The 20,540-nt window shown below is 66.6% G+C and carries 25 protein-coding genes; 13 read left to right on the forward strand and 12 right to left on the reverse strand.

The window, feature by feature from the left end:
• Positions 1-187 precede the first annotated feature (187 nt).
• Positions 188-364 (forward strand): cupin-like domain-containing protein, encoded by a 177-nt coding sequence (locus KK7_RS23285; protein ID WP_237709103.1) that lies wholly within the window; start codon positions 188-190, stop codon positions 362-364.
• Between the two features lie 100 nt (positions 365-464).
• Here KK7_RS23285 and upp read toward each other — a convergent pair whose 3' ends face one another.
• On the reverse strand, positions 465-1,121 hold the full coding sequence (gene upp / locus KK7_RS0100565) for a uracil phosphoribosyltransferase (protein ID WP_237709104.1): 657 nt from the start codon (positions 1,119-1,121) through the stop codon (positions 465-467).
• Between the two features lie 245 nt (positions 1,122-1,366).
• Between upp and KK7_RS0100570 the strand changes: the two genes are divergently transcribed.
• The gene (locus KK7_RS0100570) at positions 1,367-2,437 is read left to right on the forward strand and encodes an alpha/beta hydrolase (protein ID WP_010542700.1); all 1,071 of its coding nucleotides are present in this window, start codon (positions 1,367-1,369) and stop codon (positions 2,435-2,437) included.
• Between the two features lie 172 nt (positions 2,438-2,609).
• On the opposite strand, the gene KK7_RS0100575 is transcribed toward KK7_RS0100570, so the two are convergent.
• The 7 genes from KK7_RS0100575 to KK7_RS0100605 form a co-directional block, all read right to left on the reverse strand.
• Positions 2,610-3,812: an FAD-binding domain-containing protein gene (locus KK7_RS0100575; RefSeq protein WP_051121180.1), complete on the reverse strand. Its 1,203-nt coding sequence runs from the start codon at positions 3,810-3,812 to the stop codon at positions 2,610-2,612.
• A gap of 62 nt (positions 3,813-3,874) precedes the next feature.
• Complete coding sequence (locus KK7_RS0100580) at positions 3,875-4,771, reverse strand: ParB/RepB/Spo0J family partition protein (RefSeq protein WP_010542702.1); 897 nt, start codon at positions 4,769-4,771, stop codon at positions 3,875-3,877.
• Entirely contained in the window at positions 4,768-5,550 is a 783-nt protein-coding gene (locus KK7_RS0100585) for a ParA family protein (protein WP_010542703.1), read from the reverse strand. The genes KK7_RS0100580 and KK7_RS0100585 overlap by 4 nt, the downstream gene beginning before the upstream one ends.
• Positions 5,547-6,170, reverse strand: a complete 624-nt coding sequence (gene rsmG, locus KK7_RS0100590; protein ID WP_010542704.1) for a 16S rRNA (guanine(527)-N(7))-methyltransferase RsmG — start codon at positions 6,168-6,170, stop codon at positions 5,547-5,549. Before rsmG ends, KK7_RS0100585 begins: the two co-directional genes overlap by 4 nt.
• Positions 6,167-8,002, reverse strand: coding sequence for a tRNA uridine-5-carboxymethylaminomethyl(34) synthesis enzyme MnmG (mnmG, locus tag KK7_RS0100595; RefSeq protein WP_010542705.1), 1,836 nt, complete (start codon positions 8,000-8,002; stop codon positions 6,167-6,169). Before mnmG ends, rsmG begins: the two co-directional genes overlap by 4 nt.
• 83 nt (positions 8,003-8,085) lie before the next feature.
• Entirely contained in the window at positions 8,086-9,369 is a 1,284-nt protein-coding gene (gene mnmE / locus KK7_RS0100600; protein ID WP_010542706.1) for a tRNA uridine-5-carboxymethylaminomethyl(34) synthesis GTPase MnmE, read from the reverse strand.
• Between the two features lie 6 nt (positions 9,370-9,375).
• Positions 9,376-9,612: a DUF6489 family protein gene (locus KK7_RS0100605; RefSeq protein ID WP_010542707.1), complete on the reverse strand. Its 237-nt coding sequence runs from the start codon at positions 9,610-9,612 to the stop codon at positions 9,376-9,378.
• A gap of 52 nt (positions 9,613-9,664) precedes the next feature.
• Between KK7_RS0100605 and KK7_RS0100610 the strand changes: the two genes are divergently transcribed.
• Positions 9,665-10,144, forward strand: a complete 480-nt coding sequence (locus KK7_RS0100610) for a methylated-DNA--[protein]-cysteine S-methyltransferase (RefSeq protein WP_010542708.1) — start codon at positions 9,665-9,667, stop codon at positions 10,142-10,144.
• On the forward strand, positions 10,141-10,836 hold the full coding sequence (locus KK7_RS0100615) for a dienelactone hydrolase family protein (protein ID WP_010542709.1): 696 nt from the start codon (positions 10,141-10,143) through the stop codon (positions 10,834-10,836). The genes KK7_RS0100610 and KK7_RS0100615 overlap by 4 nt, the downstream gene beginning before the upstream one ends.
• 45 nt (positions 10,837-10,881) lie before the next feature.
• Here the strand turns inward: KK7_RS0100615 and KK7_RS0100620 are convergent, their stop codons facing one another.
• From KK7_RS0100620 to hemE, 4 genes are all read right to left on the reverse strand, one after another.
• Positions 10,882-11,601 (reverse strand): TerC family protein, encoded by a 720-nt coding sequence (locus KK7_RS0100620; RefSeq protein ID WP_010542710.1) that lies wholly within the window; start codon positions 11,599-11,601, stop codon positions 10,882-10,884.
• A gap of 135 nt (positions 11,602-11,736) precedes the next feature.
• Positions 11,737-12,993 carry a transcription termination factor Rho gene (rho, locus tag KK7_RS0100625; RefSeq protein ID WP_010542711.1) on the reverse strand — a complete coding sequence of 419 codons (1,257 nt, stop codon included), beginning with the start codon at positions 12,991-12,993 and terminating at the stop codon, positions 11,737-11,739.
• 176 nt (positions 12,994-13,169) lie between these two features.
• Positions 13,170-13,622 carry a CopD family protein gene (locus KK7_RS0100630; RefSeq protein ID WP_010542712.1) on the reverse strand — a complete coding sequence of 151 codons (453 nt, stop codon included), beginning with the start codon at positions 13,620-13,622 and terminating at the stop codon, positions 13,170-13,172.
• Positions 13,619-14,575 carry a uroporphyrinogen decarboxylase gene (gene hemE, locus KK7_RS0100635; protein WP_010542713.1) on the reverse strand — a complete coding sequence of 319 codons (957 nt, stop codon included), beginning with the start codon at positions 14,573-14,575 and terminating at the stop codon, positions 13,619-13,621. The genes KK7_RS0100630 and hemE overlap by 4 nt, the downstream gene beginning before the upstream one ends.
• Before the next feature lie 377 nt (positions 14,576-14,952).
• On the opposite strand from hemE, the gene KK7_RS0100640 reads away from it, so the two are divergent.
• Genes KK7_RS0100640 through KK7_RS0100680 form a run of 9 tightly spaced genes read left to right on the forward strand, consistent with a single transcriptional unit; the run spans position 14,953 to position 20,428 of the window.
• The gene (locus KK7_RS0100640) at positions 14,953-15,768 is read left to right on the forward strand and encodes a pyruvate, water dikinase regulatory protein (RefSeq protein WP_010542714.1); all 816 of its coding nucleotides are present in this window, start codon (positions 14,953-14,955) and stop codon (positions 15,766-15,768) included.
• A 44-nt stretch (positions 15,769-15,812) separates the two neighbouring features.
• The gene (locus KK7_RS0100645; protein WP_010542715.1) at positions 15,813-16,367 is read left to right on the forward strand and encodes a Maf family protein; all 555 of its coding nucleotides are present in this window, start codon (positions 15,813-15,815) and stop codon (positions 16,365-16,367) included.
• On the forward strand, positions 16,364-17,173 hold the full coding sequence (gene aroE / locus KK7_RS0100650; RefSeq protein ID WP_010542716.1) for a shikimate dehydrogenase: 810 nt from the start codon (positions 16,364-16,366) through the stop codon (positions 17,171-17,173). The genes KK7_RS0100645 and aroE overlap by 4 nt, the downstream gene beginning before the upstream one ends.
• Positions 17,170-17,775: a dephospho-CoA kinase gene (gene coaE / locus KK7_RS0100655; protein ID WP_010542717.1), complete on the forward strand. Its 606-nt coding sequence runs from the start codon at positions 17,170-17,172 to the stop codon at positions 17,773-17,775. The genes aroE and coaE overlap by 4 nt, the downstream gene beginning before the upstream one ends.
• 7 nt (positions 17,776-17,782) lie before the next feature.
• A complete protein-coding gene (gene dnaQ, locus KK7_RS0100660) occupies positions 17,783-18,493 on the forward strand; it encodes a DNA polymerase III subunit epsilon (RefSeq protein ID WP_010542718.1) in 711 nt (236 codons plus the stop codon).
• A gap of 34 nt (positions 18,494-18,527) precedes the next feature.
• The gene (gene hpf / locus KK7_RS0100665) at positions 18,528-19,127 is read left to right on the forward strand and encodes a ribosome hibernation-promoting factor, HPF/YfiA family (RefSeq protein WP_010542719.1); all 600 of its coding nucleotides are present in this window, start codon (positions 18,528-18,530) and stop codon (positions 19,125-19,127) included.
• Between the two features lie 41 nt (positions 19,128-19,168).
• Positions 19,169-19,636, forward strand: coding sequence for a PTS sugar transporter subunit IIA (locus tag KK7_RS0100670; protein ID WP_010542720.1), 468 nt, complete (start codon positions 19,169-19,171; stop codon positions 19,634-19,636).
• Entirely contained in the window at positions 19,623-20,090 is a 468-nt protein-coding gene (locus KK7_RS0100675; protein WP_010542721.1) for a PaaI family thioesterase, read from the forward strand. The genes KK7_RS0100670 and KK7_RS0100675 overlap by 14 nt, the downstream gene beginning before the upstream one ends.
• Entirely contained in the window at positions 20,087-20,428 is a 342-nt protein-coding gene (locus tag KK7_RS0100680) for a DUF1491 family protein (RefSeq protein WP_010542722.1), read from the forward strand. Before KK7_RS0100675 ends, KK7_RS0100680 begins: the two co-directional genes overlap by 4 nt.
• The last annotated feature ends 112 nt before the right edge of the window (positions 20,429-20,540 follow it).

Here is a 20,540-nt window from a genome sequence, read left to right on the forward strand (position 1 = left end):
AGGACCTTTGCGGCTATCTGCGCGGCTTTGGCGCCGGTGTCATCGCCCAGGCTTTCGTCGGCGCGCCGGCGATCCGAGGCCGCGGTGCCCATGGCGACCAGTCGGGTGGACTCGATTTCGCCCGCGAAACGCTCGGGCTTGGCGGGGCGCTGGATCGCATCGCCCTTGCCGCTTCCGACCCGCAGGCGTGTTTCCGCGGCTCTGGAACGGCAATGCTTCCACCATCGCCTGTCACTATGACCAGTTCGACAATCTTGCCTGCCTGATCGCCGGAAAGCGCCGCTTCACCCACTACCTGCCCGACACGCGATCGGGGATCTCTATGTCGGCCCGATCGACCATAGCATGGCGGGGCAGCCGGTAAGCCTTGCCACCAGTGCGGCGCGACATCCTGGTCGACATCCGAGAAAATCGCGGCGGGATCCGTGCCTTGCTGATGCAGTTGCTGCGCGAGGCTGATCGACTCAGGTGTGGAGGGTGCCGAAGGCGCGGTCGCCGGCGTCGCCCAGACCCGGCACGATATAGCCGTGCGCATTGAGTTCGGGATCGAGTGCGGCTGTCCAGATCGCCACGTCGGGATGCGCCTGGCGCACCGCCTCCACCCCGGGCCGTGCGGCGAGCAGGCACAGGAAGCGCAGGTCCCGCGCGCCCGCCGCCTTCAACCGATCGAGCGCCGCGATCGCGCTGTGCCCGGTAGCAAGCATCGGATCAGCCAGCAGCACCGGCCGACGACCGAGATCGGCGGGGGGGTTGAAGTAGTATTCCACGGCTTCCAGCGTTCCCGGATCCCGATACAGCCCGACATGCGCGACGGAAGCCTCCGGCAGCAGATCGAGCAGCCCCTCCGCCATGGCGAGCCCCGCGCGCAGGATCGGCACCACCACCGGCCCGGGGGACGAGAGCACGGGTGCTTCCATGGGCGCTACCGGCGTCTCGATCCGGACGCTGGCGAGCGACAGGTCCGCCATGGCGGCCGTGCCCAACAGCTGCGAGACGGCGCGGAGCTCCGCCCGAAAGCGTTCCGGCGGCGTGGTGCGATCCCGGAGCCGGGTAAGACGATGCTGGACCAGTGGGTGATCGACGATCGTCAGTCCGGCGATGGAAGCATGCGATTGGGCCATGCCGGCGTTGGTGCGCGATGCACCGCCAGCATGCAAGCCGACGGTCACCCGCTCCCCCTCTTTCCATCACCTCGGCGCTATTGTACCGAGTAGGAGATGTTAACGCTATCGCACATCGCGCAAGCGTGACATTTGCTTGGGTTTGCAGGCGCTCGCCGGCCCGGTCCGGCGACGGGTGAACGCGTGCCTTGCATTGCCCCGACAAAGAACGGCGCCGATCTGGCCGCCGACAAGGGAGAGTGTGCATGGGCAAACGGATGATCCTTGCCGGCGCGGTTCTGACGTCAGTGTTCTCGAGCACCCTGGCGACCGCGCAGGTGCAGACCAAGGTACCACCGGTTGTCGCCGGTGCGCGCGCGGTGACGGTCCAGCGGATCAAGGTCCATGCGCCCTCGATCGAAGGCAATCTGGAGGGAGAGAGCGCCGACCGCGACGTCATCGTCGTCCTGCCGCCCGACTATGCCACCGCCCGAAAAAAGCGCTACCCCGTGATCTATGCCCTGCACGGCTACTCGATCGGTGCCGAACAGTGGATCAACGAGATCCACGTGCCCCAGGTCGTCGAAGGGGCCTTCGCGCTCGGCACCCAGCCGATGATCCTCGTGCTGCCGGACAGCAAGACGCTGCACAATGGATCGATGTATTCGAGCTCACCCACCACGGGCGATTTCGAACGGTTTGTGGCGCAGGATCTCGTCGCCTATGTCGACACGCATTACCGCACGCTGGCACGACAGGAGAGCCGCGGGCTGGTTGGCCATTCGATGGGCGGCTATGGGGCCAGCCGGATCGGGATGAAGCATGCCGATGTGTTCGGCGCCGTCTACATGATGAGCCCCTGCTGCCTCTCGGCGCGCGACACCAGCCTCCTCGATGCCGGGGCGGTCGCCCAGATCGAGAGGCTGAAGACGCGGGAGGCGGCGACGACGCTGCCTTGGGGCCTTCGTGCAACGCTCGCCGCGGCCGCAGCCTGGTCGCCCAACCCAAAGGCGCCGCCCTTCTATCTCGACCTGCCGATCAAGGACGGAAAGCCGCGCCAGGATGTGCTGGCAAAATGGGCGGCCAATGCTCCTCTCGCCTTTATCGACCAGTATATCGGCAATCTGCGCCGCTATCGCGCGATCGCGATCGATGTCGGGGACAAGGACGGCTTGCGCGTCGACGCGCAGGCGCTCCACGAGGTGCTGGATCGCTACGGCCTCGCCAACAGCTTTACCATCTATCCCGGCGACCATACCAGCGCCGTGGCGGACCGCTTCCAGAACTACGTCCTGCCGTTTTTCAGCAAGAACCTTATGTTCACGGGCAAGCGCTGATCGGGGCGGTCGTGCGACGCGGTTGGGTGCCCCGACGTCGCGCGCTATCGATTATCGGCGTAGGGCCGCAGCGAAGACAATGGAGCGAGACGATCGCCGCTCAAGGCACCTAGGATCGTTGTGTCCTTCTTGGCGCGTTTACGTGTTCTTAAGTATGTTTTGGTAACAGGGGCTATCGATCGCCGATCCCTGCGGCCGCCAATAGCGTGGGGATCGCCTTGGCCAAGGCGAAGAAGCCCTTCGTGCAGTGTGGCCATGCCCGCTCGTCCCAAGCACGGCGCACTTCTGCAACACGGATCCCCGCAGGTGGCACAAGGCCTCGGAGCGCATCGGCGATCGGTCCCACCGGCGCATAGCCCGTCACCAGCTGGGTGCAGCCGCGGGCCTCCGCAGTGGCTGCCGCCGCGTTGAGATCGTCGACCCAGGCAACCGACGCGTCACCCCAGTGCATAGCGGCCCGCTGCAGCCCGTCCGCCACCGCCGCGATATCGGCTGCGTTGCGACAATGATCTCTACAGGCGACAATGCCGCGTACGTCCATGGTCGCCAGATACGGATCGGTCTCCAGCGAAAGATCCTCGGGGGTGAGGAGGAGAAGGCTGGGTACCGTCATCGCCGGGGGGTGCGGCACGCGGGGTGGAACACGTCCGGCGGAAGATGTTTCACGTGGAACGTCGGCACGCTTGGCTAGCCCCTTGGGATGAAATCGGCCCCCGGTGCGCTCCCGAATACGATCTGCGTCCGCCAGATAGGTCTTCCCGCGCGTTTGCAATCCCGCCACCCAGCGCCACGACAGCGTATTCGATGCGGGATCCGCATCGACGAACTGGTCGAACGTGAAAGCGGCGCCGAGCTCCCAAGGCAAGCCCAAGCTGAAAACCCAGATCGACGCAAACTGCATGCGAGCCCAATTGTGGAGATAACCGGTTTCGCGCAACTCGCGCGCCCACGCGTCGAAGGCGTCGATGCCCGTCTCGCCCGCGACTGCCTCCGCATGGCCATCGGGCATGCCGGCCTTGCCCCACGCCGCACAGGCGTCGCGCCAGTCCTGCCACACCGCCGGATGCTGCTCCAGCCAGCCCTTCCAGTAGGTTCGCCAAAACAGCTCTGCGAGGAACTTGGACGCGTTTTCCACGCCCTGTGCATCCACCACCGCGCGAGCAACTTCCTCCTCGCTGATCAACCGCCGTCGCAGCGCCGCGGAAAGACGGGAGACGGCATCATGGCGTCCAGGACCCCGCTCCTCGTTGCGACGTGCCGCATAAGCCCGGCCTGCTTCCGGAAGAAACGCCTCCAGCCGCGCGAGCGCAGCGCTGCGCGACAAGGGGAAATCGAAGGACAGGATGGGGCTACGGCCCGATGCGGAGAGCAGCATAGGTTAATCGTGCCATGCTGATCCCAAAGGTCAAACCTGCCACTAAGGGCAAGAACCGCCGATCAGATTCGCTCACCGCTCAGGCGCTGACACACCATGTCGAGCTGGTCGAGCGTCGAATAGCTCACCGTCAGCGCCCCGCCTTTCTCGGCATGCGCGATGCGGACGTTGAGGCCCAGCACGTCGCCGAGGTGCCGCTCCAGGGCCGCGATATCGGGATCTCGCTCGCTGCTCGATTCGGCGGGCTTGCGCTTCGGTGCCGGCTTGGCCGTGCGGGCCAACTTCTCGGTGTCGCGCACCGAGAGCCCCCTTTCGACAACTTCACGCGCCAGCTTCTCCGGGTCCGGGGCACCGATCAATGCACGGGCATGGCCCATTTCCAGCGAGCGATCGACCACCATCTCGCGCACCGCTGCCGGCAGGTCGAGCAACCGCAGCAGATTGGCGATGTGGCTGCGGGACTTGTGGACGATCTTGCCCAGCGCTTCCTGGGTATGGCCGAACTCGCGGATCAGTCGGGCATAACCCTCCGCCTCTTCGATCGCATTCAGGTCCTGGCGCTGGATGTTCTCGATCAGCGCGATCTCGAGCGTCTCCGCGTCGTTCAGCTCGCGGACGATCACCGGCACTTCGTGCAGGCGCGCCCGTTGGGCCGCGCGCCAGCGTCGCTCGCCGGCGACGATCTGGAAGCTCTGCCCATGCGGACGCACGAAGATCGGCTGGATCAGCCCGCGGGTACGGATAGACTCCGCCAGCGTATCCAGCGCCTCCTCATCGAAGTGCCGGCGCGGCTGGTTCGGATCGGCGACCAGCGAGCTGATCGGCAACATGCGTACGCCGGAGCTGCTGGTGGGGTTGCCCTTGATCGGTTCCTCGGGAAGGCTTTCGCCCAGCAAGGCAGAAAGCCCGCGGCCGAGACCGGGGCGGGGCTTGCGGGCGGCGGCGGGAGAGTCGGTCATGCGGCTTTCTGCAACTTGGGAAGTCGATCGATCACTTCGCGGGCGAGCGCGATATAGGCTTCGGAGCCGGCGCAACGATGATCGTAGATCAACGCGGGTACGCCGTGGCTCGGCGCTTCGGAAAGGCGTACATTGCGCGGGATGACCGTGTCGAACACAACCCGCCCCAGCACCGCGCGGACATCGTCGGAAACCTGATCGGTCAGGCGATTACGGCGATCATACATGGTCAGCGCCACGCCCAGAATCGAAAGCCCCGGGTTGAAGCGGGTCCGGATCCGCTCGACCGTGTTGAGCAGCTGGCTGAGCCCTTCCAACGCGAAGAACTCGCACTGAAGCGGTACGAGCAGCGCATGCGCGGCTACCATCGCGTTGACGGTGAGCAGGCCGAGCGATGGCGGGCAGTCTACCAGGATCACGTCCCAGCGGCCCGCACTGTGCCGACGAATCGCCGCATCGAGCCGGTGGGTGCGTGCGTCGAATTCGATCAGCTCGATTTCGGCGCCGGACAGATCCTGCGTCGCCGGCACCACGTCCAGCCCCGGCACATTGGTCGGCACTGCCACGTCTTCGAGGTTGGCGTCGGTAACGAGCAGGTCGTAGCTCGAACGCTCGCGCGCGCCATGGCTGATGCCGAGCCCCGTCGAGGCGTTACCCTGCGGGTCAAAGTCGATCAGCAACACCCGTTTGCCGGTCGCTGCGAGCGCTGTGCCGACATTGATGGCGGTCGTGGTCTTGCCCACCCCGCCCTTCTGATTGGCGATCGTGATGGTGATCATCTGGCGCCTATCTGTGTTGCGACCACGATGCCCGATTCCGGCTGCGTGATGCTGGGTTCCACGTGAAACCGACCTTGCCATTTCGCGCGCGCGGCATCCACCTCCGATTGCGCGCTTCGTCCCTTGGGCAGCAACCAGACTGTGGACGAATCGGTGCAGTGCGCTGTGGATACCATCAATGCGGAAAGCTCGGCAACCGCTCGCGCCGATACGATCGCTACCGGCGTCGTCGGCCGGTAGGACTCGATCTTGCTCCCGACGACCGTCACGCGATCGGCGATGCCCAGTGCCTGCGCGGCATCACGGAGAAACGCAACGCGTTTCGTGCGTGGCTCGACCAGGACGATCGGGCGATCGGTAAGCAACGCGACGACGATACCGGGAAGCCCCGCGCCACTGCCCACATCGAGCCAGATACCGTCCGGTGCCGCTGCCGCCAACGGCACTAGCTGCGCGGAGTCGGTCAGGTGACGCGACCAGATCGTATCAAGCGTCGATCGCGCGATCAGGTTCTGGTTCTCTGCCTCCGCTGCAAGAATGCCGCCGAAGCGCTCGACCGCTGTTTCACGTGAAACACCGAAACGGTCCCGCACCCAAGCGCGTGCTTCTTCTTCGATCATGCCACCGCCTTTCGCGCATGCAGCAGAATAGCCGAAAGCGCGGCTGGCGTGATGCCTCGAATGCGCGCTGCCGCGCCAAGCGTCTCCGGTGCCGCCGCCGTCAGCCGTTCGACCATTTCGTTGGAGAGTCCTGGAATCGCCGCATAGTTCATGTCGGCACGCAGCCGCACAGCATCGTTCGCGCGGAGCTGCGCCACTTCGGATTCCTGCCGCTCCAGATACGGCGCATAGCGGGCATCCTCGACATATTCGGCGAGCACGTCCCCATCGACCTCCGGCGGCATGTCTAGCACCTGGCCGAGGGTTACGCCGGGAAAGCGCAGCCATTCCCGCGCCGGGCGCCGGGCGCCATCCTGCGCAACCGGTGCGCCGCGGGCGGCAAGCTGGTGTGCCGTCCGCTCCACGGCGAAAAGGGCGTCCAGTGCCGCACGCCCATCCTGACGCGCCTGCAGCCAGGCTCTACGCTCCACCCCCAGCAGGCCAAGCCCCTCGGCGATCGGCCCGAGACGGGTCCCCGCATTGTCGGCGCGCAGGCGCAGGCGGAACTCGGCGCGGGCGGTAAGCATCCGATAGGGCTCGGTCACGCCCTGAAGGACCAGGTCGTCGATCATCACGCCCAGATAGGATGTGGCACGATCCAGCACCAAGGGCGCGATCCCGAGCGCGTGCGCAGCCGCGTTGGCGCCGGCGGCAAGCCCCTGTCCGCCCGCTTCCTCATAGCCGGTCGTGCCGTTGATCTGACCCGCACAGAAAACCCCCGGGATGGGCGGCAGCGCCAGTGTCGAATCCAGTGCACGCGGATCGATATAGTCATATTCCACGGCATAGCCTGGAACCGTGATCACCGCCGCTTCCAGCCCCGGGATGGACGCGATCATCGCCGTCTGGACGTCGATCGGCAGCGACGTCGACAGACCGTTCGGGTAGATCCAGTGCTGGTCCAGCGCCTCGGGCTCGAGGAATATCTGGTGACCGTCACGGTCGCCGAACCGATGGACCTTGTCCTCGATCGACGGGCAATAGCGCGGCCCCTGCGCCTCGATCGCACCCGTGAAGAGCGGCGACCGATCGAGCCCGCCACGGATCGCATCATGCGTCGCCTGGGTGGTCCGCGTGACGGCACAGTGCAGCTGGGGCAGCGGCCGACGGGGCGTCAGTGCGGACATGGTCCACGGCTCGATATCGGATGCCTGCTCTTCGGTGCGCGCCCAGTCGATCGTTCGCCCGTCGAGCCGCGGCGGGGTACCCGTCTTCAGTCGTCCCATGGGAAGGGCCAGTTCGCGCAGCTGCGCGGCAAGTCGAAGCGCCGAGGCTTCCCCTACCCGCCCGCCTTCAAACCGCTCCTCGCCGCGAAACAGCCGCCCCCCCAGGAAGGTGCCGGTCGCGAGCACCACGGCAGGCGCTTCGAGCATGCTGCCATCCCGCAGCTGTACGCCCGCGACGCGACCGCCCTGCACAAGCAGGGCCTCGGCCTCGCCTTCTACCAGTGCAAGGCCCGGCTGCGCCTTGAGCATTGCCTGGATTGCAGCCGCATACCGGATGCGATCGGCCTGCACCCGCGGCCCCTGCACCGCCGTGCCCTTGGAGCGATTGAGCATCCGATAATGGATGCCCGCCGCATCGGCGGCACGCGCCATCAGCCCGTCCAGCGCATCGATCTCCCGGACAAGATGCCCCTTGCCCAAGCCACCGATGGCCGGGTTGCACGACATGGCACCCAGCTTGTCCAGATCGAAGCTGAGCAGTGCCGTACGGGCGCCACGGCGCGCAGCCGCGGCAGCGGCCTCCGTGCCGGCATGGCCGCCGCCGATCACGATCACATCGAATTGCATGATCTCGCTAAACGCCTTCGCGTTGCGCTTGTCCAGTGGCGACGCGACGGAACGGTGCGGCGGCGTGTTCCACGTGAAACACTTTATTTACCGATGCAGAATTTCCCGAACAGCGCATCCAGCACATCTTCCACCCCCGCCCGACCGGTGATGGCATCCAGCGCCCGCCGCGCCGCCCGTAGTTCCTCCGCGAACAGCAGAGGATCGTCAAGCGTCGCGCTGCGCAGCAGCGCCTCTGCCGCCGCCGTGCACCAGCCCCGCTGCCGCGCGTTGAGCGCGACCAGATCGGGCGGCGGCAGCAACGTCGCCGCCATTTCGGCCATGCGCGCCCATAATGCATCGATGCCCTCGCCTCGCTGCACGGAAATGACAAGCTGACCTGCCTGGGGCGCGCTCCGGCCAGGTGCGTCCGCGCGCGCATGGACCCACAGGCTGGCTCCCTCCACCGCCGGAGGATCGTCGCCCAGCCAGAGCAGCAGATCCGCCTCGGCCAGTGCGACACGCGCGCGCGCAACGCCGATCGCCTCGATGGGATCGTCGGTATCGTCCGCCAGTCCCGCGGTATCGACGAGCAGCCAGGCGACGCCCTCGCGCACCACGGGAACTTCGATCCGGTCGCGGGTGGTGCCGGCGATGGGCGAGACGATCGCTGCCTCCCGTTCGGCCAGCGCATTGAACAGCGTCGACTTGCCCGCATTGGGTGGCCCACCCAGAACGACCCGTAGCCCGTCCCGCAGGCGCTCCACCGGCGGGCGTGCCGCGACACCCGCGATGTCCTCTCCGAGTGCCGCCGCGGCCTCGCGCAGCGCGGGCAGCGGATCGTCGCCCGCGACATCGTCCTCGTCGCCATGGTCGAGCTCGGCTTCAATCCGGGCAGCGAGAACGAGCAGGCGCGAAGTCCAGTCTTCCGCGTGACGGCGCACGGCACCGCCTGCGCTCCGGATGGCGGCGCGGCGTTGCGCCTCGGTCTCGGCCATCAGCAGATCGCCCAGGCCCTCCGCTTCACTCAGATCGAGCCGGCCGTTGAGCAAGGCGCGGCGCGTGAATTCTCCCGCTTCTGCCGGGCGCAGACCCGGCAGTGCCGCCAGTGCAGCCTCCACCGCCCGCGCCACGGCGCGGCCGCCGTGCAGATGCAGTTCGGCCAAATCCTCGCCCGTCGCGGATCGCGGCCCCGGGAAGCAGAGGACGAGCGCCTGATCGAGCGGCTCGCCCTGCCCATCGCACAGCGTTCGCAGTGCAGCACGCCGCGCTGCGGGTACATCACCGGCGAGCTGCTGCACCGCAGCAAATGCCGCGGAACCGCTGATGCGCAGAACAGCGATCGCCGCCGGCGGGGCGCCGCTGGAAACCGCGAAGATCGTCTCCATGGGGTATCAGCTGCCGGGCTTCTTCGTCGCTGCGTCGAACATGCCCCGCCAGAAATTCATCCCCGCCTCGCCCATCGGCGCCCAGCTGCGCATCATCTGCTCGAAGCCTTCGGGTGTGCCGTGGTTCTCGATCGCCTTCACCATCAGCTGCACATAGCGGTCATGAACCGGGGTGAGGTCCGGCAAGCCCATGGCGCGGCGCGCTTCTTCCGGCGTGCACTCGACTTCGACGTTGATCTTCATGAGCTTCCTTCCGCGCTTGAGCGCATGCCCGGCCCCCTGCTAGGCCATGCCCATGTATGCGCGCGACCATGCCCTGATCGCAACGCCCATCGGCCCGATCCGGATCGAAGGCGACGATTGGCAACTCGAGCGGATCACGATCGGAAGCGAAGGGACGAAAACGCCCGGCGGCACTGCGGCCGTACGGGCGGCAGCCGAGCAGATCGAACAATGGTTTGCCGGCGAGCGTCGGACCTTCGCCCTATCGCTCGCTGCCGCATCGACGCCCCGCGGCACGACCCTTCGGGATGGCCTGATCGCGATCCCGTTCGGCCAGACGATCAGCTATGGTGCGCTGTCGACGCTGTTGGGATCGAGCGCGCGAGCGATCGGGCAACTATGTGCGCGCAACCCCTTCCCGCTCGTGGTTCCCTGCCACCGCGTGCTGAACACGGGCGGCAGGCTCGGCGCCTATTCCGCCGGGCAAGGCCCGATGACGAAATCCTGGCTGCTCGATCACGAGCGGCGGTTAACCGGAGAGTATCTGCTATGAGTACCCTGACGATCGACGCGCTGGACGAGAGCGGCAGCTTCTCCGCCTATATCGCGCGTCCCGAAGGCACCCCGCGCGCCGCGATCCTCGTGATCCAGGAGATCTTCGGCGTGAACGAGGGTATCCGCAAGAAGTGCGACGGCTGGGCCGCCAAGGGCTATCTGGCGATCGCGCCGGACCTGTTCTGGCGGCTGCAGCCCGGGATCGAACTCGACGCCGACGTGCCGGAGGAGATGCAGCAGGCGCTCGACTGGATGGGCAAGTTCGATCAGGACAAGGGCGTCGCCGACATCGAGTCGACCATCCAGGTCGCCCGCGCCGAACTGGGCGGCGGCAAGGTGGGCGCGGTCGGCTTCTGCCTCGGTGGGCGCCTGGCCTATATGACGGCGGCGCGGACCGACATCGATGCGAGCGTCGGCTATTATGCGGTGGGCATCGACGGGCTGCTCGGCGAGAAGCACGCCATCGCCAAGCCGCTGCTGCTGCACATCCCGGAGGCCGACCATTTCGTGTCGCCCGAGGTCCAGGCCAAGATGCACGCGGGGCTGGACGACCATCCGAAGGTCACGCTGTACGACTATCCGGGCGAGGACCATGGCTTTGCCGCCGAGATGGGCAAGCGCCGCTCGGAATCCGCCGCGCAGATGGCGGACAAGCGCACGGAAGAATTCTTCGCCGAGCATCTCGGCTGAAACGTATCTTGCCCCCTCCTTGTCGCCCAGGGAGGGGGCCAGAGCTCAGAACAGGCTGGTGATGCCCGCCGTGCCCGGCGTGCCGACCCAGCCCTCGTAGATCATCTTGAGCGCCACGAAGACGATTACCGCCAGGCCGATATAGGCGATCCAGCGATGGCGATCGATCAGCTTGGCGATCAGATTGGCCGCCAGCCCCATCAGCGCCACCGACAGCAGCAGCCCGACGACGAGGATGCCGGGATGCTCGCGCGCCGCGCCCGCGACCGCCAGCACATTGTCGAGGCTCATCGAAACGTCCGCGATGGCCACCGCCCAGGCGGCGCCTGCGAAGCTGCGGGCGGACCGGATGCCGGAATGCTCGTCGCCCTCGATCTCGTCGGACCCGGCGCTCTCGCCGCCATGGCGGATCTCGCGCCAGAACTTCCAGCTCACCCAGAGCAGCAGCAGGCCGCCGGCGAAGATCAGCCCCACAATGCCCATCAGCCAGCTGACGATCAGCGCGAAGGCGATGCGCAGCACCAGGGCCGCGCCGATGCCAATGAGAATGACCCTTTTGCGCTGGTCCGCAGGCAATCCTGCCGCCAGCGCGCCGACGACGATGGCGTTGTCGCCGGCGAGCACCAGGTCGATCATCAGCACCGAGCCGAAGGCGGCCAGCGCGGCGGGATCGCCGAGATTGGAGAAATCGGCGACGATGTGCTGCCAGATGTCGAGCGGCGAGCCGATGCCGCCCGCCGCAGCGGTAAGAAGAAGATCGATCATGCCAAAACCCTAGCGCCATGATCGGCGCACGCAACGCCTACGCTTGCACGGCATTCCCCGTTCCGCGCACCCTCACGCAAAAAGGCCGGGCACCAAGGCCCGGCCTGTTCGAAATCACGAAGGCAGGCGCCCGCGTTACTGGTTCATGCTGTCGAAGAAGTCTTCGTTGGTCTTCGAATCCTTCATCTTGTCGAGCAGGAATTCCATCGCGTCGACGGTGCCCATCTGCATCAGGATACGGCGCAGCACCCACATCTTGGTGAGCTTGGCCTTCTCGACCAGCAGCTCTTCCTTGCGGGTGCCCGACTTGCCGACGTCGAGCGCCGGGAAGATGCGCTTGTCCGCCACCTTGCGGTCGAGGACGATTTCCGAATTGCCGGTGCCCTTGAACTCTTCGAAGATCACTTCGTCCATGCGGCTGCCGGTGTCGATCAGCGCGGTGGCGATGATCGAGAGCGAACCGCCCTCCTCGATGTTGCGCGCGGCACCGAAGAAGCGCTTCGGGCGCTGCAGGGCATTGGCGTCGACACCGCCGGTCAGCACCTTGCCCGAGCTCGGCACCACGGTGTTGTAGGCGCGGCCGAGACGGGTGATCGAGTCGAGCAGGATCACCACGTCCTTCTTGTGCTCGACCAGGCGCTTGGCCTTTTCGATCACCATTTCCGCGACCTGCACGTGGCGCGTCGCCGGCTCGTCGAAGGTCGAGCTGATCACTTCACCCTTCACCGAACGCTGCATGTCGGTGACTTCTTCCGGGCGCTCGTCGATAAGCAGCACGATCAGGAAGACTTCCGGATGGTTGTCGGTGATCGCCTTGGCGATGTTCTGCAGCAGCACCGTCTTACCAACGCGCGGCGGCGCCACGATCAGCGCGCGCTGGCCCTTGCCCTGCGGGGCGACGATATCGATCACGCGGGCGGACTTGTCCTTGACCGTCGGGTCGAGCGTATCGAGGCGCAGCTTCTGCTCAGGGTAAAGCGGGGTCAGGTTGTCGAAGTTGACGCGGTGGCGCACCGCATCGGGATCGTCGAAATTGACCTTCACCAGCTTGGTGAGCGCGAAATAGCGTTCACCGTCCTTCGGTCCGCGGATCTCGCCCTCGACCGTGTCGCCGGTGCGCAGGCCGAACTTCCGGACCTGGTTGGGGCTGACATAGATGTCGTCGGGGCCGGCGAGATAGTTGGCTTCGGGCGAGCGCAGGAAACCGAAGCCGTCGGGCAGCACTTCGATCGTGCCTTCGCCCATGATCTGGTCACCCTGCTCGGCCTGGGCCTTGAGGATGGCGAAGAGCAGGTCCTGCTTGCGCAGCGTCGACGCGCTCTCGACGCCCAGTGCCTCGGCCATGGTGACCAGCTCGGCGGGGGCGGTTTTCTTGAGGTCCTTGAGATGCATGGAAGGTCCGGAATTTCGTAGGGGGAGAGCGTCGATCGGCGATGTCTACGCGCAGGATTCGATGCTTGGAGGAAGGATGCACCGGGATTCGGTACACGCTCGCAAAATTAGGTAGCGGCCCTGCCCAAGTCAACTGCGATTCGGCGCAGATTCACCCCGCCGAATCGCAGTGAATGTCAGAAGGGCTTCACCTCGGCGAGGATAATGATGAAGACCAGCGCCAGCGCGGGTACTTCGTTGAGGAAGCGCAGGGTGCGGGTGGCGATCGGTGCCTCGCCGCGGCCGAGCTTTTTGCCATAGCCCACCGCCCAGCCATGATAGCCGCTGAGCAGCACCACCAGCAGCAGCTTGGCATGGAGCCAGCCGATGCCCGCCTGCCCGTCGAACAGCCCGATGTTCGCGGAGAGAGCCAGCCCCAGCACCCAAACGATGAGCATCGAGGGCGTGAGGATCATCCGCTTCAGCATCCTCTCGCGCCTCGCCCAGGCGGCCGCCTCGGGGGTGCCCAGCGCCTCCTGGTGGTGGATCAGGTAGCGCGGGAACAGGAACAGCCCCGCCATCCAGAACACCACGAAGATGACGTGGAAGGCCTTCACCCACAGATAGGCACTGCCCAGCCAGCCGATCATGAAGCGGTCCCCCGCACGCGGGCCAGCAGCTGCTCGACATGCGCGATCGGCGTGTCGGGCAGGATGCCGTGCCCCAGATTGAACACGTGCGGCCGCTCCGGGAAGGCCGCGAGGATCCGGTCGATCGCGCTCTCCAGCACCGCGCCGCCGGTGATCAGCGCCAGCGGATCGAGATTGCCCTGCACCGGCAGCCCCTCCGGCAGCACCGCGTTCGCCCATGCGGGGTCGACCGTCTCGTCGAGTCCGATCGCGTCGACGCCGGTTTCGCGCGCATAGGCGGCGAGTTTGCCCCCTGCCCCCTTAGGGAATCCAATCACGGGCACCAGATCCCGAACGGCGGCCGCGATCCGGGCGTTGGGGGCGATCACCCAGCGTTCGAACTGGGCCGGGCTGAGGCTGCCGGCCCAGCTGTCGAACAGTTGCACCGCCTCCACGCCCGCCTCGGCCTGGGCGCGCAGATAGGCGATGGTCTGATCGGCGATCCGGTCGACCAGCGCCTGCATCAGGCCTTCGTCGCGATAGGCGAGGCGGCGCGCCTCTGCCTGCTCGCGGCTGCCCTGCCCGGCGATCATATAGGTCGCGACGGTCCAGGGAGAGCCCGCAAAGCCCAGGAAGGTGGTGGAGGGGTCCAGGGCCGCCTTCACCCGCTTTATCGTGCCGTAGATGGGCTCCAGGACGCTGGAATCGGCATCGAAGCCGTCGAGGACGCTTCGCGCGGTTACCGTCGGCGCGAGTTTGGGGCCTTCGCCGGTCTCGAACCACAGCCTCTGGCCGAGCGCCATCGGCACCACCAGGATGTCGGAAAAGAGGATCGCGCCGTCCATGCCGAAGCGGCGGATCGGTTGCAGCGTGATCTCGGCCGCCGCGTCGGAGTCCATCGCGAGCGCCAGGAACCCGCCCTTCTCGGCACGGAGCGCGCGATATTCGGGCAGGTATCGGCCGGCCTGGCGCATGAGCCAGACGGGCGGAACGGGCTGGCGAGTCCCTTGCAGGGTCGCGAGCAGCGGCTTGGATGCGCGAAGAGTCAGAGCCGGGATCCCACTACTAGAAGATTCGATTCTCAGGATGTTGGAGTCTGTTGGCCGGTGAAAGCCGGGGCTTATGGCGATGTGAGTCAGTTGCCAACAATTTGACTCCTGTCGCCATGCGGAATCGCACGGATTCGGAAAATCTGTCCACAAGACTCACAGGCTGTGCATGGAAAGCACAAGCTGGGGACGCCGCTGTGGACGAATCACCAGCTGAATCGCGGAATCGGGCGGGTTGGCCGGATGCCGCGGTTACGCTACCGCTTGTTCGCCATGTTATGCACAGATCGGTCCCCAGCCTGATGCGGCTGCACCTGCACCTGCTCTCGGACTCCACCGGGGAAACGCTGGAAAACATCGCCAAGGCGGCGCTGGCGCAGTTCGACGATGTCGAGCCGCTCCGGCATTTCTGGCCGATGGTGCGCAGCGAGGCGCATCTCGAGCGGATCCTCCAGGAGATCGCGCAGAATCCGGGCCTGGTGATCTACACGCTGGTCAATCGCGACATCCGCCGCATGCTCGAGACACGCTGCCGCGCGCTGGGGCTGCCGGCGATCGCGCCGCTCGACCAGGTGAGCCATGCGCTCTCCAACCTGCTCGGACAGGAGGCAAAGGCGCGCCCCGGGCGGCAGCACATGCTCGACGCCGCCTATTTTGCCCGGGTCGATGCGATCCAGTTCACCATCGCGCACGATGACGGAATCGGCTGGGAAGATTGGGAGGAGAGCGACATCGTCCTCGCCGGCGTGTCGCGGTCGTCGAAGACGCCGACCTCGATCTATCTCGCCAATCGCGGCTACAAGGTCTCGAACATTCCCGTGGTGGTGGAATCGCCGCCGCCGCCCAAGCTGTTCCAGCTGAAGCGGCCGCTGATCGTAGGCCTCACCACCAGCGCCGATCGGCTGGTGCAGATCCGCCGCAATCGCCTGCTCTCGCTCAACCAGGCCCCGGAGACCGACTATGTCGACCAGGAAGCCGTGCAGCGTGAGATCGCCTTTGCCAGGCGGATGTTTGCCGACAATGGCTGGCCGGTGATCGACGTCACCCGCCGCTCGATCGAGGAAACCGCCGCCGCGATCATCCAGCTGTGCAACGACCGTGAAATGGACCGCCGATAATGCCGACTCTCGTCCTTGCCTCCCAGAGCGCGTCGCGCCGGGCGATGCTCGATGCCGCGGGCGTGGCGCACGAGGCGCTGCCGGCATTGGTCGATGAGGCCAGCGCCAAGGAATCGCTGCTCGCCGAGGGCACGTCCCCCCGCGACCTCGCCGATGCGCTCGCCGAGCTGAAGGCGCTCAAGGTCTCGCGCATGGCGCCGCAGGCGCTGGTGCTGGGCGGCGACTCGCTGGTCGCGCTCGACGACGGTAGCCTGCTCGACAAGCCCGAGAGCCGCGAACAGGCGCGCGACCATCTCCAGCGCATGTCGGGCAAGACCCATGACATCTACAGCGCGGCGGTGATCGTGGAGGGCGGCCGCCCGGTGTGGCGCCATGTCGATCGCGCGCGGCTGCACGTCCGCCCGCTGTCGGAGGCGTTCATCGAATCCTATCTCGATGTGGAATGGCCCGCCATCGCCGGCTGTGTCGGCTGCTTCCGGATCGAGGGGCCCGGCGTGCAGCTGTTCCACCGCACCGACGGCAGCCACTTCACCATCCTCGGCATGCCGCTGCTGCCGATTCTCGATTATCTGCGCACCCGCGGAGTGATGCCCAAGTGACTCGCTATGCCGAGGTGATCGGCGATCCGATCGCCCATTCCAAATCGCCGATCATCCACAAATTCTGGCTCGATGCGCTGGGCATCGAGGGCGATTATCGCCGCACCCATGTGCTGGGCGACGATCTTGCCGGCTATTTCGCCCGGGCCAAGGACGATGCCGACTGGCGCGGCTGCAACGTCACCATCCCCCACAAGCTGGCGGTGATGGACCTGGTCGGCGATCCCGGCGGCGTGCGGAACACGATCGGTGCGATGAACACGGTGATTCGCGGCGAGGACGGCGCGCTGATCGGCACCAATACCGATGCCGGTGGCTTCTTCTCGCCGATCGCCGGGCTGGAGCTGGAAGGCCGCCACGCGGTGGTCGTTGGCGCGGGCGGCGGTGCGCGGGCTGTGCTGTTCGCGCTGTCGCGTGTCGGGATCGGCCGGGTGACCATCCTCAACCGCAACGTGCTCAAGGCGGCGGCGCTGCTCTCCAGCTTCGGGGTGAAGGGCGATGCGCTGCCGATCGGCACACCCCTGCCCGCTGCCGACCTGCTGGTGAACGCCAGCCCGCTCGGTATGCAGGGCCAGCCGCCGCTCGATCTGGATCTCGCGCCGCTGCCGGAGCATGCCGTGGTGTACGACATCGTCTACGCCCCGCTGGAGACGCCGCTGCTCGCCCAGGCGCGCGACCGCGCGCTGGATACGGTCGACGGTCTGGAAATGCTGGTCGGCCAGGCCGCCCTTGCCTTCGAACTCTTCTTCGGCGCCGAGCCCCCGCGCGACCGCGACGAGGAACTGCGCGCGCTGCTGATCGCATGAGCAAGCGGCCGATCGTGCTGGGCCTCACCGGCTCGATCGGCATGGGCAAGTCGACCGTGGCGGCGATGTTCGCGGCGGACGGCGTGCCGGTGTTCGATGCCGACGCGACCGTCCACCAGCTCCAGGGCCCTAACGGGGCGGCGGTGGCGGCGATCGAGGCCGAGTTTCCGGACACCACCACCGATCTCGGCGTGAATCGCACGCTGCTGCGCGAGGCGGTGATGGCGGATCCCACCGCCTTCGCCCGACTCGAGGCCATCCTCCACCCCGCCGTAGCCGAGGCGCGCGAGTCGTTCCTGACCGCCCATGCCGATGCGCCACTGGTGGTTCTTGACGTTCCGCTCCTGTTCGAGGCGGGCGGCTGGCGGCATGTCGACAAGATCGCCGTTGTTTCCGCCCCGCCCGCGGTGCAGCGCGAACGTGTCCTCGCCCGCCCGGGCATGACCGCGGAACGCTTCGAAGCGATTCTGGCGCGCCAGATTCCGGACGCGGAGAAGCGCGCCCGTGCCGATTTCGTCATTCCTACCGGCGAAGGCCTGCAGGGTACGGAAGATTGCGTACGCGCGGTGATCGCTTGCCTCGCGCCGCCTGCGGGTGGATAAGCGCTCCATGCGGGAAATCGTGTTTGACACCGAAACGACGGGACTCAGCTTCTCAGGCGGAGATCGCCTCGTCGAAATCGGCTGTGTCGAGCTGGTCAACCGGGTTGCCACCGGCAACCATTTCCACGCCTATATCAATCCGCAGCGTGGCATGCCGGTGGAGGCGTTCAACGTCCACGGCCTGTCCGAGCGGTTTCTCTCCGACAAGCCGCTGTTCGAGGACGTGGTAGAGGATCTGCTGGCCTTCATCGGCGACTCGCCGATGGTTGCGCACAATGCGGGGTTCGACTTCGGCTTCCTTAACGGCGAGCTGGGTCGCTGCAGCCGGCCGCCGGTCGACCTGAGCCGCATGGTCGACACGCTGGTACTCGCGCGCACCAAACATCCCGGCGCCAAGCACACGCTGGACGCGCTGTGCAGCCGCTATGGCATCGATCTCAGCGCGCGCACGCTGCACGGCGCGCTGCTCGACGCCCAGCTGCTGGCGCAGGTCTATGTGGAGCTGACCGGCGGCCGCCAGATCACCCTCGGCCTCGCCGAGGAGGTGCCGGTGATGCCGGAGACGGTCGTAGAGGCGCCGACTCGGGTACACGTCCGGGCGGCGCGTCGATTCACCGCGAGCGCGGCGGAACTTGAACGGCATGCAGCGTTTCTGAAGTCCCTGGACGAGCCGCTATGGGGTGTTCCCACAATCGACGCGGTTCCGGCGCAGCCCTAGGTCGCTCGTCCCTAATTGTGAAGTGGAGGTACATATGGATATCCGGATCTCTGGGCATCAGGTCGACACGGGCGAGGCGCTCAAGACGCAGGTGACGGATCGGGTCCAGGGTATCGCCGACAAGTATTTCTCCCGCGCCATCTCGTCGCAGATCACGTTCGGCAAGGGGCCGCACGACAACGGCTTCAAGTGTGACATCGTGATGCACGTGACCCAGGGACTGGTGCTCAAGGCGACCAATAGCGGCATGGAAGCGCATGGCGCGTTCGACGGCGCGGCGGACCGGATCGACAAGCAGCTGCGCCGCTATGTCCGCCGTCTGAAGGATCGCCGCCCGAACGAGGTGATCGCGCTGGCCGAGGGCGGTGCCTATGACAATGGCTTCGACAATGCCGGCTACACGCTCTTCCAGGAGCCGCACGCCGAGGAGGAAGTCGCCGATGCACCGCTGGTGATCGCCGAGACCCGGGTGGACGTGCCGGACGCCACCGTTTCGGATGCGGTCATGATGCTCGACCTGCGGAATACGAATGCGCTGCTTTTCCGCAACAACGGTACCGGCGCCTATAATATGGTCTATCGCCGCGGTGACGGGACGATCGGCTGGGTTGAGCCCAACCGCGCACCGGCGTAAGGCCGGGCCGCCGGCGGGCCGCCGCTTCTTTGGAACGATTAATGACTGATCTGAGCGATTTGCTCGTACCGGAGGCGGTGCTCGCCGGTGTGGTGGCGAGTAACAAGAAGGCGCTGTTCCAGCAGCTCGGTGCCGCAGCGGCGGCGGCGCACGGCGTCGACCCGCGGCTGGTTGCCGACCGGTTGGCCGAGCGCGAGCGTCTGGGCTCGACCGGCTTCGGCGCCGGCATCGCCATCCCGCACGCGCGGCTGGACGACCTGCCGCGCGTGTGCGGGGTGTTCGCGCGGCTGACCCAGCCGGTGGATTTCGGCGCGGTCGACGACCTGCCGGTGGACCTGGTGTTCATGCTGCTGTCGCCGACCAATGCCGGGGCCGAGCATCTCAAGGCACTCGCCTCTGTCTCTCGCCGGCTGCGCGAGCGAGCCTTTGCGGAGAAGCTGCGCGGCGCGGGCTCGCCGGATGCGCTCTATGTGCTGCTCACCGGGGTAGAGGCGCGTGACGCCGCCTGAGCCGGCCCCGACCGGGGCGGAGGCGCATTTCCGGGCGCTCGAATCGCTCTACGCCGCCGCCCCGATCAACCAGCTCTTTCCCTCGGTGCTCGAGATCCCGGAAGCCGGGATCGCGCGGATCCGCTTCGATGTGGATGCGCGCTACTTCCATGCCGCCGGGGCGACCCACGGCACCAGCTATTTCAAGATGCTCGACGATGCCGCCTTCTACGCAGCGAACAGCCTGGTCACCGATCGTTTCCTGCTGACCACCGCGTTCAACCTGCTGCTGACCCGGCCGCTTCCCGAGGGTCCGGTAATCGCCGAAGGGCGTTGGGTCAGCGGCCAGCGTCGCGTGTTCGTGGGCGAGGCGCGGCTGATCGACGCCAATGGCGAAGAGGCGGCGCGCGGCACCGGCACCTTCATGCGCTCGCGCATCCCCCTGGCCACCCTGCCCGGCTATCGCACCGCATGACGCCCCGGCTGACCAGCGCGATGCTGGTGAGTGCGCTGGTACGACGCGCCGACGCCGAGGGCGGATCGGCGATGGTGCTTGCCAAGGGGGATCCGACCTCCGGCGCGATCCTGCTGCTGTTGCTGGAGCGCGGCATCAATCCGCGCTTTGTCGAGCGCGGAATCGGTCCCGACGGGCGGGCAGCGCTGATCCCTTCGGGTCCGAAGGACCTCGCCGACGAGTCCGAGGTGCTCGCCTATTGGCGCAGGCGCCGCGAGCGGGACCCCGATCTTTGGGTTGTTGAACTGGATATCGCAGGCGCCGAACGGTTCGCCGCTGAAACGATGACCCTTTGTTGACACCGTAACCTCCGCCCGGCCAAGCGCATGGCATAGCAAGTCGCGTTGTGCCGCTCGGGGTGTGAAGTCGAACGGTTACGCAGTCGGGGGGTACGCCCGGCGGCTGGTTCTC

The organism is Sphingomonas elodea ATCC 31461 (genome assembly GCF_000226955.1).
Classification (GTDB): domain Bacteria; phylum Pseudomonadota; class Alphaproteobacteria; order Sphingomonadales; family Sphingomonadaceae; genus Sphingomonas; species Sphingomonas elodea.